General features: G+C 70.5%; 14 protein-coding genes. 6 read left to right on the top strand and 8 right to left on the bottom strand.

Annotated features, from left to right (window positions below; all coding sequences use genetic code 11):
- Positions 1-17: 17 nt before the first annotated feature.
- Genes EDD30_RS32240 through EDD30_RS32255 form a run of 4 tightly spaced genes read right to left on the bottom strand, consistent with a single transcriptional unit; the run spans position 18 to position 4,180 of the window.
- Positions 18-1,076 carry an FAD-dependent oxidoreductase gene (locus EDD30_RS32240; protein ID WP_123678633.1) on the bottom strand — a complete coding sequence of 353 codons (1,059 nt, stop codon included), beginning with the start codon at positions 1,074-1,076 and terminating at the stop codon, positions 18-20.
- On the bottom strand, positions 1,064-2,728 hold the full coding sequence (locus EDD30_RS32245; protein WP_071810319.1) for a methionine--tRNA ligase: 1,665 nt from the start codon (positions 2,726-2,728) through the stop codon (positions 1,064-1,066). The genes EDD30_RS32240 and EDD30_RS32245 overlap by 13 nt, the downstream gene beginning before the upstream one ends.
- 9 nt (positions 2,729-2,737) lie before the next feature.
- Positions 2,738-3,085 carry a cupin domain-containing protein gene (locus tag EDD30_RS32250; protein ID WP_071810320.1) on the bottom strand — a complete coding sequence of 116 codons (348 nt, stop codon included), beginning with the start codon at positions 3,083-3,085 and terminating at the stop codon, positions 2,738-2,740.
- A 9-nt stretch (positions 3,086-3,094) separates the two neighbouring features.
- On the bottom strand, positions 3,095-4,180 hold the full coding sequence (locus tag EDD30_RS32255; RefSeq protein WP_084558067.1) for a hypothetical protein: 1,086 nt from the start codon (positions 4,178-4,180) through the stop codon (positions 3,095-3,097).
- Between the two features lie 323 nt (positions 4,181-4,503).
- Between EDD30_RS32255 and EDD30_RS32260 the strand changes: the two genes are divergently transcribed.
- The 6 genes from EDD30_RS32260 (at position 4,504) to EDD30_RS32285 (ending at position 10,662) form a co-directional block, all read left to right on the top strand.
- Complete coding sequence (locus EDD30_RS32260) at positions 4,504-5,577, top strand: hypothetical protein (protein WP_071810321.1); 1,074 nt, start codon at positions 4,504-4,506, stop codon at positions 5,575-5,577.
- A gap of 43 nt (positions 5,578-5,620) precedes the next feature.
- The gene (locus tag EDD30_RS32265; RefSeq protein ID WP_071810322.1) at positions 5,621-6,466 is read left to right on the top strand and encodes a dimethylarginine dimethylaminohydrolase family protein; all 846 of its coding nucleotides are present in this window, start codon (positions 5,621-5,623) and stop codon (positions 6,464-6,466) included.
- A complete protein-coding gene (locus tag EDD30_RS32270) occupies positions 6,459-7,637 on the top strand; it encodes a type III PLP-dependent enzyme (protein ID WP_084558069.1) in 1,179 nt (392 codons plus the stop codon). Before EDD30_RS32265 ends, EDD30_RS32270 begins: the two co-directional genes overlap by 8 nt.
- Complete coding sequence (locus tag EDD30_RS32275; RefSeq protein ID WP_071810323.1) at positions 7,634-9,106, top strand: saccharopine dehydrogenase NADP-binding domain-containing protein; 1,473 nt, start codon at positions 7,634-7,636, stop codon at positions 9,104-9,106. The genes EDD30_RS32270 and EDD30_RS32275 overlap by 4 nt, the downstream gene beginning before the upstream one ends.
- An 84-nt stretch (positions 9,107-9,190) precedes the next feature.
- Positions 9,191-9,694 (top strand): MarR family winged helix-turn-helix transcriptional regulator, encoded by a 504-nt coding sequence (locus EDD30_RS32280; RefSeq protein WP_071810330.1) that lies wholly within the window; start codon positions 9,191-9,193, stop codon positions 9,692-9,694.
- Positions 9,691-10,662, top strand: a complete 972-nt coding sequence (locus EDD30_RS32285; RefSeq protein ID WP_071810324.1) for a DMT family transporter — start codon at positions 9,691-9,693, stop codon at positions 10,660-10,662. The genes EDD30_RS32280 and EDD30_RS32285 overlap by 4 nt, the downstream gene beginning before the upstream one ends.
- Before the next feature lie 441 nt (positions 10,663-11,103).
- On the opposite strand, the gene EDD30_RS32295 is transcribed toward EDD30_RS32285, so the two are convergent.
- The 4 genes from EDD30_RS32295 to EDD30_RS32310 form a co-directional block, all read right to left on the bottom strand.
- A complete protein-coding gene (locus EDD30_RS32295) occupies positions 11,104-12,006 on the bottom strand; it encodes a LysR family transcriptional regulator (protein WP_071810325.1) in 903 nt (300 codons plus the stop codon).
- A gap of 77 nt (positions 12,007-12,083) precedes the next feature.
- On the bottom strand, positions 12,084-12,725 hold the full coding sequence (locus EDD30_RS32300; RefSeq protein WP_071810326.1) for a helix-turn-helix domain-containing protein: 642 nt from the start codon (positions 12,723-12,725) through the stop codon (positions 12,084-12,086).
- Between the two features lie 138 nt (positions 12,726-12,863).
- Entirely contained in the window at positions 12,864-13,085 is a 222-nt protein-coding gene (locus tag EDD30_RS32305; protein ID WP_211353761.1) for a hypothetical protein, read from the bottom strand.
- A gap of 90 nt (positions 13,086-13,175) precedes the next feature.
- On the bottom strand, positions 13,176-13,685 hold the full coding sequence (locus EDD30_RS32310; protein WP_170208294.1) for an RICIN domain-containing protein: 510 nt from the start codon (positions 13,683-13,685) through the stop codon (positions 13,176-13,178).
- Between the last annotated feature and the right edge of the window lie 97 nt (positions 13,686-13,782).

A 13,782-nucleotide genomic window follows, 5' to 3' on the forward strand; every position in this document is an offset into this window, starting at 1 on the left:
TCCACGGTGACCACCTGTCATCGGATCCGGAACCGGGAGGGCACCATGATCCGTCCCTCCACCGCGTCGCACACGAACGCCGCCCAGGCCGGACCGTGCTTGAAGCCGTGCCCGCTGTCGCCGCCGACGAGCCAGACCGTCGGGTCGGCCGGGTGCCGGTCCAGCAGGAAATGCTCGTCCGGCATCTCCACGTAGCGGCAGCGCTCGTGCCGCCGCACCGGGGCGTCGCGCAGCGCGGGCACCCGGCGGCGGAGGTAGGGGAACGGGTCGACCGGCACGGTCTCGGCGTCCGGCGCGACTGTCCGGTCAGCCACCACCTTGACGCCGCTGGCGCCGACGGCGGGCACGCCGTACCACTCGGCGTCGCGGTCGATCCAGGCGGGCGGGGCCGGGTGACTCGGCCCCGCGGCCGGCGGGTCGAGGAAAGTGCTGTCCTGGGCGACCACTCGCGCCGAGCTGAGGCCGGGGAACAAGGCCGGCAGACCCGGGCCGACCGCCCAAACCGTGATGTCCCCGGCGAACGGTCGCCCGCCGGTGACCGGTCGGGCGTCGACTGCGCGAACCTCGGCCCGGCGCAGCCGGACGCCCCGGTCGATGGCACACGCGGCCACGGCGCGGATCGCCTCCCGGGCGAGCAGCACGCCGCCGGACGGCTCGAAGAGCAGGTGGTCGGCGGGGCCGGGGGCGAACCACGGGAACCGCCGGGCCGCCTCGGCCCGGTCGACCTCCCGCAGCGGCACCCCGACCCGCCGGGCCGCGCCCATAGTGTCGCGCGTCCACTGGTCGGCCGCACCGAGCAGGAGCACACCGGTCGGCGCCAGCACCGTCCGCCCGGCGGTCCGACCGAACCGGCGCCACAGCTCCCGTGAACGCCACGCCGATCGGGTGTACCAGTCGTCGGCCCCGTACGAGGTGCGCAGGATGCGCGACTCCGCGGTGGACGCGCCGGAGTCGTCGAGCGGATCGCGGTAGACGACCTGTACCTGCCAGCCCCGTACCGCGAGTTCGTGGGCGAGGCAGAGTCCGAAAACGCCTGCGCCGACCACCGTGGCCCGCCCGATGGTCAGCCTGGCCATACCGACTGCTCCAGGCCGGCCGGTAGTGGACGGAAGAAGGGCGAGGTCCGGGTCAGCCGTCGGCCGGGGGCGACGGGATGGACCCCGTCCCAGCGAGGGCTCCCGGTTTCGCCGAGCGCGTGCCACAGATGCTCGGCGAACTCCGGCATCACCGGCCAGGCGAGCTGGGCGAGGGTCCGGGCGGCAGCCGTCTCGGCCGCCACCGCCGCGTCCAAGGTGGCCGACGGGCCGAAGGTCCGCAGGCGGGACTGGCCGGCCGCGAACTCCGTCGCCCGGCGGACGATGTCGACCAGCACCCGGGTCGCCGTGCGAGGCGAGAACCGTGCGGCCGAGTAGACGACCAGGCACTGCCGGGCCATGTCGGCCAGGTCGGCGAGGAAGCGGCGGTGGCTGGGCAGCGGGTCGTCCAGCGGCAGCACCCCGGTCAGGGGCACCCGATCCGCGAGAGAGTCCAGCCAGGACTGCCACCTGCCAGCGAGCTCGTGGTCGACCAGCGTGCGGAACCGGTCGAGGGTGAACGAAGACGGTCCGGTCTCCGGTCGGTCGTGGGCCAGGGCGAAGCGCACGGCAGACGCCGGGACGCGGTCGAGCAGCTCCCGGGCCCAGATGGCGTGCCCGCGGCTGGTGGAGAACTTCCCGTCGTCTAGGTGCAGGAACTCGTTGGTCAGCAGCGCGTCGGGCAGCCGTATCGCGGGGTCGTAGGCCATCAGCAGCGCCGGGAACAGGATCGTGTGGAAGTAGCCGTTGTCGAAGCCGAAGAACTGCACGACCTCGCTCTCCGGCGCGTCCCACACCGCCCGCCAGTCGCCGCCGCCGCGGGCGGCGAGCGCTTCGGCGAGCGCAGCGAGGTATCCCGGCACCATCTCGGCCCAGACGTACACCCGCTGGTCGGTGAAGCCGGCCACCGGGCTAGCGATGCCCCAGTCGGTGGGGTGGGTCAGCGGGATCTCGGGCAGCGGCGCGGCGAGCATCGTCGCGCAAAGCGCCTCCAACTGCGGGCTCATCACCGTACGGGCGTGATAGGCGCGCAGACTGTCCGCGTACCGATGTAAGGGGAAAACCAGCCGGCGGTACGGCCGGCGGGTCGGCGGCGTGCCGCAGACGTTGCAGACCGGGTCGACGAGGTCCACGCAGGTGTTCGGCTGGGCGCACGCCTCGCAGGAGTTGCCGTCGCTGTCGGCCGTGCAGTGCGGGCACCCACCGGAGACGTATGCCTCGAACAGGTAGCGATCGCAGCGTCCGCAGTGCAGTCCGTCGCCGGTGCGGGGCAGGAGGGCGCCGCGTGCGTGCAGGGTCGCGATGAACTCGATCACCATGTCGCGGTGCCGTCGGTCGCGCGCCGGCCGGGGGCAGGCGTCGGGGGCGAAGCCGATGGCGGCGAAGACCCGGGCGATGTCGTCGGCGTAGTCGTCGGCCATCCGGTACGGATCGACGCCGTTCGCCCGCGCCTTGACCGGTACGTAGCTCTGGTGCAGGTCCGAGCCGGTCAGATAGACGGCATCGTGCCCGGTGAGCCGGCGGGCGCGGGTGTATATGTCGGCCGCGGCGTACGGACCGGAGAGATGCCCGAGGTGCAGGTCGCCGTTCGGGGTGGGTGGCGCCGCGGTGACGACGCTCAGGGCCGGGTCCGTGCCGCGCTCGGCCGGTGGCATGCCTCCTCCCTACAGGTCGGATCGGCCGTACGTCGGTGGCCAGTACACGGACAGCAGCGCCAGCGGGTCGGCGCCGAGGTTGACGAGGCGGTGCAGAGTGCCGGCGGGAATGACGACGGCCTCCCCGGCGACGACCGGCCGCTGCTCCGCGCCGACGGTCATGTCCCCGCGTCCGGTCAGGATCAGGAACATCTCATGCTCGGGGTGGGCATGCTCGTCGGTGGCGTCGCCGCGGTCGAGTACCGCCCGCCCGACGCCCCAGTCGGCCAGGTCCTCCCCGCCGTGGGGATAGATCTGCTGGTACCGCACCCCGTAGCCGGGTTGCAGCTGGTCGTCGCCGATCGGCCGGACGAGCATGGCGCCTCCTCAGTAGTCGAAGTCCGGTGCGTTGACCGCCGGCCGGGCCGGCCAGGGGTTGTCGTGGCGGGCCGTCTCGTTGACGTCGAGCCCGTGTGCCCAGCCGTGCTCGGGGGATCCGGGGTCGGTCGGCGCGGGGTTCAGGTAGTCCAGGTGCAGCGACGGCCAGATTTCCTCGGCCGACCACGATCCGTCGGTGCGGATGCGTGCGTCGGTGATCACCTCGGGCTGGACCAGGACGTCGATCTGGTAGGTGGCGGAGTAGTGGTGCGGGTCGAACCCGTCGCGGGGACAGCCGCCGTCGGCCGCGTGCGGTGCCGGGTTGCGCCAGCTCGAGCCGCTGGCCCGGGGATGGCCGATGCCGCCGGCGCCGATGGAGCGCAGCGCCATCCGCCGGACGAACGCCATCGCCTCGGTGAGATCGGTCATTAGGCCCCGGGCGGCCAAGGCCTGGGCGTAGTGCCCCGGTGCGTTCATGGAGATGAGCAGCCCGCCCGGCACCCTGCGGTCGTGGTGGCGGCGCAGGTGGGCTGAAGTGTGGAATAGCTGGACGCTGGCCTTGTAGACGCGTAGCGCGCCGTCGGGGTGGCGCAGCGGCACCGCCTCGGTGTAGATGACGTCCGGGACCGGGGCGTGTTCGACCAGATACGCGCCGGCGAGGGTGAGCGCCGCGGCGGCCAGGTCGGACCCCGGCGCGGCGTACGCAAGCCGCCGGCTGTTGAACATGATCAGGAAGGCGCTGCTGTGGCCGGTGACGGCCCGGTCCTTCCATCGGTGCCGGGCGCGTTGGACCTTCTCGGTCACCGCGTCCAGCCCTCGGGACAGGTCCTCGTCGTCGATCCAGCACATGTCCATGCCGAGCCCTCGGCTGGCCCCTACGCCGTCGTTCTGCCGGGTGGCGAGGCGACCGAACAGGCATGGCTGGCTGCGGGCGAGCCAGCGGTGCAGGGCCGCGCGGCGTTGCACCTCGGTGCTGTCCGGGCAAAGCAGCACCTCGTGGGCGGCGTCGATGTCCGCGCCGAAGGAGACGTCGGCGGGTAGTTGGGGCAGGTCGCGCAGTACCGCAGGGACGACGACACCGTCTCCGATCCGCATTCTCTTCCGCCTCTGAAAGTGTCGGCCCTTCTTCCTCGGGACGCATTACTTGATAGCAGCCGAATGCATGAAGCGTCGAGGCCCGAGGCGCTGATCGGTTGTTTCTGGCGTGGTCGTGACGAATGCTGGCACGATCGTGCCGCATATGCGGAGGTGTCGGCCAAATATTCATCACACCTGCGCGCGGCGGCAGGAGATACAAATATGGCAGTCGCCCGTTTGATTGGCGGGAGCCGAGGATAACTGTCAGGAGAAGAGGCCGGAAAGTGAGCTTGATCGGGACCTCGAACGGTCTGCGGGAACCATTGCCGAGCCTGTCGGAAATGATCGACGACCTGCCCAGCCTTCCGCTCAACGCGGACTTCGGGGACGACATCGCTCGCGCCCACCACATCCTGCTCTCGGACGCCGATGTCGAGGAGAAGCGCCGGGTGTTCTTCCGGTGGGTGGGCCGCTGGCAGCCCTGCCTGTTCGGGCGCCTCGCGGCGCACGCGGCCAAGGGCCCGGCAGCGGCCAAGGGCCTCGAGGTGGACGTCTGCTGGCTGACCGACACCGACCTGGCCTGCGGCGCGAACCACATCAGCGCCACGATCCAGCAGGCCCGGCGGCGCTGGAAGGACCGCGCCGAGCAGGGCCTGGCCAGTGGTTTCCTGATCATGTTCAACAGTCGCCGGCTGGCCTTCGCTGCGCCCGGCAAGGAGTTGCTGCGGCTGGGCCTATTCCTGTCCGACCTGTACCTGATCGAGCATGCCCCGATCCGGCCGGACGTGATTTACACGGAGGCCGCGCCGCTGCGCATCGACGGTCGGCTGCACCTGTTCAAGGTCGGCTGCAACATCTTCTACTCGGGGGCGCACGGCACCCGCAACCACGACCGGAGGGTCCCCGGTGGCCTGATGTTCTCGATGAACTCCCCGGGCCACTATGCCAACTCGCTGTACGCCCGCGGCTTCTTTGACTCGCTGCCGGCCGCCATCGAGTTCGTCCGGGACACGGCGTTCCGGTCCATCGGCAACGGCGGGCTGGGCGCAAGCGACGTGCCGAGCCAGAGCTGGCACAACCGCCGGCGTGAGGAGCAGGACGGGTGCCCGGTCCGCCGGCTGCCGGCCTATGTCCCGCCGGACTTCGACCCGCGGAGCTACTCGGCCTTGTACCACACCGATGTGCTCGTCCCGACCGCGGTCACCGTCGATGGGGCGCGGGTCAGCGGGCCGTACGAGGCCAGCGGTGTCGAGGTGTGGCCCAACCTGCTCCTGGACTACATCACCGACGAGCGTTTCCCGGCCGACCACGAGAACTACGGGCAGTTCCAGGGCCATCCCGTGGACGATTGCAACCGGTACCACAACCCCTGGCAGGCGCGTGCGGCATGGAACGACGAGCAGTTCCGTTACTGACCCGACGAGCTGGACGATCCCCGGTGGAGGTGGAGGACAGCACATGACGACGGAGGAATTCACGCGGGGCAGGCACTACCTGATGTGCCCACCCGACTATTTCGAGGTGTCGTATTCCATAAATCCCTGGATGGACACCGACGTCGCGGTGAACGAGCAGTCGGCCCACGAGCAGTGGCGTGGGCTGGTCGAGTCGATCCGTGAGGTCGGTGGTCTGGTCGAGCAGATTCCGCCCGTACCGCAATTGCCGGACATGGTTTTCGTCGCCAACGGCGGCATCATCAGTGGGGACTTGTTCCTGCCCGCCGCCATGCGACACCCCGAGCGGCAGGGCGAGACGCCCCATCTGCAGGCCTGGTTCGAGGAGTTCGGGTGCAAGGTGCTCGACCCGCCGGCCGGCGTCCAGGAGGGCGCGGGTGACGCGCTCGCCTTCGGTGACGTCCTGGTGGCCGGGTACGGCATCCGGTCCGAGCGGGCCGCCTACGACGACATCGTCGCCCGCACCGGCTGGCAGATCCTGCCGGTGCGCCTGGTCGACCCCCGGCTGTACCACGTCGACATCGCCTTCTGCCCACTCGACGACCGGCAGGCGCTGGTGGCTCCGGACGCCTTCGACCACGAGGGTCGCCGCGCGCTGGCCGACCTCGTGCCCGATCCGGTGCTGCTGACGATGGAGGAGGCGCTGGCGTTCAGCGCCAACTCCATCGTGGTCGGACACGTGGTGGTTATGCCGGCCTGTTCCGCCCGGCTGGAGGCCGAGCTGCGCCGCCGAGGCTTCGAGGTCGTCGTCCGCCCGGTCGGCGAGTTCCTCAAGGCCGGCGGCGGCGTACGCTGCTTGACCCTAGTCCTCGACACCGTCCTGTCCACCGGAGTCGGCGGTCATGACTGAGCCCCGAGGCGGTGTGCAGATCGTCGAGCGCCGTGCCATCGCCGACGCCGTCGGCGAGCGGGACGCGTCGGCCCACACCCCGTGTCTCTACCTCGATCCGGGGGTCGCCGTCGAGCGGTACGAGCAGTTGCGCGCGGCGTTCGCGGACACCGACTCCTATTACGCCGTCAAGGCCAACCCGGAGCCGCGCCTGATCCGACGGCTGGTGCGCGCCGGTGCCTTCTTCGACGTGGCCAGTCCGGCCGAGATCGCGCTGTGCCTGGCAGAGGGGGCGGATCCGTCGAGATTGTCGTATGGCAACACGGTGAAGAAGGCGTCCGACATCCGGCACGCCTACCGCAGCGGGGTGCGCCTGTTCGTCTTCGACAGTCAGGACGAGCTGCTCAAGCTGGCGGAGCACGCGCCCGGCTCGGCGGTGTTCTGCCGGCTGCTCGCCAGCAGCGCCGGCGCGCAGTGGCCGCTGAGCGGCAAGTTCGGCTGCACGCCGGAGATGGCGGTCGACCTGCTGACCCAGGCGCCCCGGCTCGGCCTGCGGCCGGTTGGCGTGTCGTTCCACGTCGGCTCCCAGCAGCTCGACCCCGGCCGGTGGGAGCCGAGCGTGGCCACGGCGGCATGGGTGTCCGGCGAACTCGCCGCCGCCAGCATTGAGCTGACCATGCTCAACGTCGGCGGCGGGTTCCCGGTGGAGTACACCTCTCCTGTGCCGCCGATCGAACGGTACGCCGACGCGATCGCGGCGGCGGTCGGGCGGCACTTCGGCACCCAGCCCCGGCTGGCCACCGAGCCGGGCCGCTACGTCGCCGCGGTCGCCGGTGTGCTGCGCACCGAGGTCGTCCTGGTCTCCCGCAAGACCTTCGACGACGACACCCGCTGGGTCTACCTGGACGTGGGGCGCTTCGGCGGGCTGGCCGAGACGGAGGGGGAGGCGATCCGCTACCGGCTCGTCACGCCGCATGACGGCAGACCCGACGGCGCGGTCGTGCTGGCCGGTCCGACCTGCGACAGCGTCGACATCCTCTACCAGCGCGCGGAGTACCGGCTGCCGCTGGCCCTTCGCCAAGGCGACGTCGTGGACATCCTCGCCGCGGGCGCCTACACCACCACCTACGCCTCTGTCGGGTTCAACGGATTCCCGCCCCTGCCAACCGTCTGTATAGGAGACGACGAGTGACCTTAACCGGAAAGCTTACCTTCCCCGGTCGCGTCCTGCTGCTTGGCAGCGGATCGGTGTCACAGTGCCTGCAGCCGCTGCTCCTGCGGCACCTGGACATGGACTTCACCCGGCTGACCGTGATGGACTTCGAAGACCTGGCCGACAAGATCTCCGACACCCTCGCCGCGGGCGCCCGCTACGTCCGGCACCGGATCACCCCAGAGAACCTCGCCACGACGCTCGGCGAGTACCTCGGCCGGGGCGACCTGCTGATCAACCTGAGCTGGAACATCGACACTATCGACATCATCGACTGGTGTCAGCGCCACGACGTGCTCTACGTCGACACCTCCGTCGAGCTGTGGGACCCGTACGAGGACCAGGTGGCCAAGCACCCCAGCGAGCGGACGCTCTACGCCCGGCACATGCGGCTGCGCGAGCACGCGCGGCGGTGGGGCGTCGAGGGCAGCACGGCCGTGGTCGAGCATGGGGCGAACCCCGGCCTGGTCAGCCACTGGACCAAGGTGGCGCTGGAGGACATCGCCACGGCGATGCTCAAGGACCCGGACCGGCTCCCCGCGCCACTGGAGCCGCAGCGTGCGACAAGCCTCCAATCGGCCCTCGGCGACCGTGACCACGCGCGGCTGGCGATGCTGACCGGGACGAAGGTCATCCACATCTCCGAGCGCGACACCCAGATCGGCAACCTGCCGAAGCGGGTGGGCGAGTTCGTCAACACCTGGTCGATCGAGGGCTTCTACGAGGAGGGCATCGCGCCGGCGGAGCTCGGGTGGGGCACCCACGAACCGGCCCTGCCACAGGGCGCCTTCACCCACGAGACGGGCCCGCGCAACCAGATCTGCATCGCCCGTACCGGCATGACGACGCTGGTGCGCTCGTGGGTGCCCATCGGCGGCCCGATCATCGGCATGGTGATTCGGCACGGCGAGGCGTTCACCATCAGTGACAAGCTAACCGTGTGCGACGGTGACACCGCCCGCTACCGGCCCACCGTCCACTACGCCTACCTGCCGACCGACGCGGCGATGGCCTCCCTGCACGAGTGCCGGATGCGCGGCTACGAGCTCCAGCAGGACCAGCGCATCATGGCCGACGAGATCGTCGACGGCGCCGACGAACTCGGCGTCCTGCTGCTCGGGCACGACCTCAACGGCTGGTGGGTCGGCTCGCAGTTGGACATCCACGAGACCCGCCGCCTGGTGCCGGGGCAGAACGCGACCACGCTGCAGGTGGCCGCGTCGGTGCTCGGCGCCGTGTACTGGATCGTGCGTAACCCGCGCCGTGGGCTGTGCGTGCCGGACGAGCTCGACCACGAGCACGTGCTGGCGGTCGCCAACCCGTATCTCGGCCCGTGTCCGTCGGTGCAGACCCACTGGACGCCGTCGAGCTGCGACCCGTTCGCCCGGTACACCGGTGCCGCCACGGACGGCGAGAGCTGGGCGTTCGAGCGTTTCCTGGTGTCCTGATGTCGCGCCGTCCGCCGCGTCCGGAGGGCGGGGCGGGCATTGATGGGAGCATTGATGACTGACTCAGTCAAATATCCTATGGCGATGAATGGCCGTGCCCTCAACCTCCTCGGCGCCCTAGTCGACGCCCTGCACGACCGGATGGCGGACGAGGGCACCCAGGTCAGTGGCCTCGGCGCGTCCGCGCCGGCCGCGCTGGCCACCCTCCGGGCGTGTCCTGGGGAGAGTGTCGAGTCCCTCAGCCGCGTCCTGGGCATCACCAACTCGGGTGCGGTCCGCCTCGTCGACCGGCTCGCCAGCGCCGGCCTGATGGAGCGCCGGCCGGGCAGGGATGCCCGCAGCGTCGCCCTCCACCTGACGCCGGCCGGCTCCGCCGTGGCCTTGCAGATCGTCTCGCGGCGCCGGGAGGCGCTGCGCCACGCGCTGGCCGGCCTGCGACCGCAGGAGCGCGCCGCCCTCGGCACGATGGCGGAGCGGGTGCTGGCGGAGCTGAGCACCGACCGGCACTCCGCCGATCGCATCTGCCGACTCTGCGACTACGTCCTCTGCCCGCAGGACCGCTGCCCCGTCGAGCGGGCCGTGGCATGAGGCGGCCCTGGCACCTCGCCGCGCTCGTCGTCGCCGCGCTCGGCTGGGGCAGTTCGGCGGCGTTCACCAAGTACGCCCTGGACGGCTTCCCCCCGATCACTCTGCTGGTTGTGCAGCTCGTCGTAGCCAACCTGATCCTCTGGCCGGTCCTGGCCGTACGCGGCATGCGCCGCCCTTCGGCGCCGTGGCGCTTCGCCCTGCTCGGCTTCTTCGAGCCGGCGCTCGCCTACACCGGTCTGACCCTCGGCCTGGGGTACACCACGGCGGCGAACGCGTCGCTGCTGTCCAGCCTCGAATCCTGCTTCGTGGTGATCCTGGCCGCGTTGTTCCTCGGTGAGCGCATCGGCCGCCGCTCGGCCTTCGGCCTAGTCCTCGCCGTCATCGGCGTGGCCGTACTCAACCGGGCCGACTCCGTCAACGCCGTCAGCCTCGGCGACATGCTGATCATGGGCGGCGCGTTGTCGGCGGCGATCTACGTCATCTTCGCTAGCCGGCTGGTGGTGCACGTCGACCCGGTCGAGATGACCACCTACCAGTTCGGCTTCGGCCTGATGTTCACCCTGCCGGTCGCCGGAGTGCAGTGGATGTCCGGTCAGGAGCGGCTCACCGGGATGGCACCGTACGGCGGCCACTGGACGGCCGCCGTGGCCGCCGGTGGGCTCGGCTTCGCGATGAGCTTCCTGCTCTATAACTTCGCGATCCGCAAGGTACCGGCCGGGGCGGCCGGAATGACCTTGAACCTCATCCCGGTCTTCGGCGTGCTTGCCGCCATCATCGGGCTCAACGAGTCGTTCAGCCTCACCCAGGGCATCGGGGCGGCGCTCATTGTCGCCGGTCTGGCCGCGTTCCCGCACGGCCGCGACGACCCAGCGGTGGTGCCGGCCCCGCCCCCGCAGGCCCCGGTGGCACCGGCAGCGGCCACGCCCCCGGTCACGACCACCGGAGGGGGCGTCGCCGATGGGCGGTGACCGGTTGCTCGACGACGTGGACAGCGCGCTGCTCGCCGGCCTGCGCGCCGACGGACACCGCTCTTAACTGCCACTCGCCGCCGACGCCGGGGTGCGCCCTACACCGCCCGGCGACGGGTGCATCACCTGCTCGACACGGGCGTCGCCCGCGTCGCTGTGCGGGTCAACCGGGACGTCGTCAGGGTGCGCGGCAGGCGCTCGTCGGACTGTCCGTCGAGGGCAATACGGACCCGGTCCTGGGGACCGCCGGCGCTCTGGTGGGGCTCGACGGCGTGGCGTCCCCTGCACCGGGCGTACAACCCGCTGGCCTGGGTCAGCTTGCAGGACGAGCGTGAGCTGTTGCGCGTGGTCAACGAGGACACCCGCGCTCTGCGGAGGCACGCCGGGCCGAGGTCTTCTTCCCGCTGCGTACCGTCAAGGACACCGGGTTTGAGCAGGCGGTCACAGATCCTGGTAGTCCTCGGTCAGCCGCAGGAAGATGTCGAACATCCGGATGATCGCGGGACGTCGCTGCCCGCCGATGCGCGAGGCGAAGCAGACCTTGCGCACCAGCCCCGGGTCCTCCAACGCCACCGAGCGCAGTGTCACCGGCATCCCCACCAGCCCGCTGGTGGGGACTAGCGCGACCCCGAGACCGCCGACCACCAGATTGTGAGTGAGCAGGTAGTCGTTGGTTAGGGCATCGATGCGAGGGGTGAAGCCGGCCGCCTTGCACGCGGCGACGAGCGCCGCGTGGCACAGAGTGTCGGCGCGCGGCGCGATCCAGCGTCGGTCCGCGAGTTCGGCCAGATGCGTTGGCCGCTGCTTCTCGTCCTGGCTGAAGAGCAGTACCAGCGGCTCGCTGAACAACGTAACAATCTCCAAGTCCGGAGCGGCGAGCGGGCCGAGGACCTCGTACTCGTAGATGATGGCGGCGTCGAGGTCATCGCGGCGCAACGCCTCCACCGCTTCGTGGGTCTCCATCTCCTCGAACGCGATCGTCAGCTCCGGGTGCTCCCGTCCGGCGGCGGTCAGGGCCAGCACCATGAACAGCCGGGAGGCGGTGGGAAACGTGGCGATGCGCACCCGGCCCTGTAGCTCGGCCTGGTGGGCCGCGAGGTCCGCCTCGGCCAGTTCCAGGTCGACCAGGATCCGGTCCGCGTGTTTGACGAGCAGTTCTCCCGCGACGGTGAGGGTCAGCCGGCGTCCGATGCGGCGCAGGAGGGCGACACCGACTTCCCGCTCCAGCGTGGCCAGCTGTTGGGACACCGCCGACGGCGACAGGAAGTACAGTTCGGCGACCGCCGAGGCGGTGCCGAGCCGGGACAGTTCCCGTAACAAGCGAAGGCGCCGTACGTCGATCACCTACAACCCCCGTCGTTCGCAGGCATTCGATTGCCGTCGAGCCGGGGCGATCGCGTCCCCGGTCGAGCGGGCGATCGTCAGACCCGGGACAGCCGCCGTCGCTCATCGGCGGCAGTGAGGTGCACCAGTCCCCAGATGCCGGCCAGGGCGATCGCCTGTTGCCGGTTGCTGACTCCCATGCGCTGGTAGAGCTGACGTAGCCGGCGGAATACCTCCCGTGGCGAGTAGCCCACGACGGTGGACAGCTCGGTCACCGATCCGCCGCGGGCGAGCAGTTGTAGCCACCGCAGGTCCTCTGCCGACACGGTGAGTTCGGGCGGAGCGTCCTGCATCAGGCCGACCAGCTGTTCCACGATCGCGGTGGGCAGCACGGTCTGGCCAACCACCGCGGCGGTGACCACCATCGCCAGATCCCGCGGCGAGGTGTCCCAGGCGCAGGCGGTCCGGGCGCCGGCGGTCAGCGCCGCCCGGTAGTCACCCGCCTCCGACGAGCGCAGCAGGGCCACGACCACGCTGTCGTGGCGGTCGCGCAACGCGCGCACGCCGGTGAAGTCGTCCTCCGTGTGGACGTTCACCACCACGGCGTCCGTGTGCTGCTCAGTGGGGTACGCGTCAGGGCTGTCCAACCGGTCGACCTGGAATCCGCATCTCTCCAGGATGAGGGCGACACCCTCGCGAGTGGTCGCCACCGGATCCACGACGAGAACCTTCGCCGTCATGCTCGCCCCCCGTACTGTCGGAGTCCGCGCGCCCGAGGGCGCGTCGGGACCCATTCTGCTTCCTGGGTCAGCCTGCCAGCGCCGCTTCACGGGCGTCTATTTCCGTTAGCTGAAGCACTAGTCAGGGCAATCTTGAAATCACGTTTCCACAACATCCGCATTGGGCGCCCCGTGCAGGTCCCATGCCGATAGCACTACCGGGTATGCCGTCGCCACGGCCTCGACAATCTCTGGCAGCAGCTCGGCGAAGTGCGAGTTCCTTTGCCGGTCGGTCACGCTCAAGGCCACGTCACCCAAGAACTCCACAAGCGATGTGATCGTGTCCGGGTTCGCCCAGCCCTCGGCCAGCGGCCCGGTCACGTCGGCCATCGTCGGTCGCGGTGCGCAACCCTCGATTCCTTCCTCGTGGCTGCCCCTCACCGTCCGGTCCACATGGGCCAACGGCGGCGGTCACGGCGCGAAGAACCACCAGAGCTGGTTAGTCTGCCCCTGCCCGAGGCAGTCCCACTGCTGGACCGGCGTACCGTTGCCGGTCGCGCGGGGACCGCCGACTACGTCGAGGCACTTTCCGCTGTGGACCGGTCGGAGGTTGTAGGTGTAGACGTCATGTTGAAGAACCTCGTCGGTGAGATTCCAGAGCTGGTTGGTCTGCCCCTGCCCGAGGCAGTCCCACTGCTGGAGCCGTGCTCCGTTGCCGGTCGCGCCGGGGCCGCCGACCACGTCGAGGCACTTCCCGCTGTGTAGCGGCCGCAGCTGACGCGTCAGTTGGTGCACGCCGACGCCGACGCCGACGCCGACGCCGACGCCCGTGGACCGGGCGAGCGCGTCCGACAGCCGGACCGATCGGGAACGCGGCGGGTCGGTCGCGGTGGACGCGCCCACCGCGGCGGTGGGTTGCATCGCCGCCAGCACCGCGACCAGCGCGGTCACCAGCAGCCCGAGTTTCACTTCTCTCCGCACGAGTTCCTCCGTTCCTGTGTGTACCGGGCGGGCAGGGATGGTATCGGCGCCGGTCGCGCACTTCGCCGCACGCCCGGCGATCTTCTGGTTGTCGTAC

The sequence above is a fragment of the Couchioplanes caeruleus genome (assembly GCF_003751945.1).
Taxonomy (GTDB): domain Bacteria; phylum Actinomycetota; class Actinomycetes; order Mycobacteriales; family Micromonosporaceae; genus Actinoplanes; species Actinoplanes caeruleus.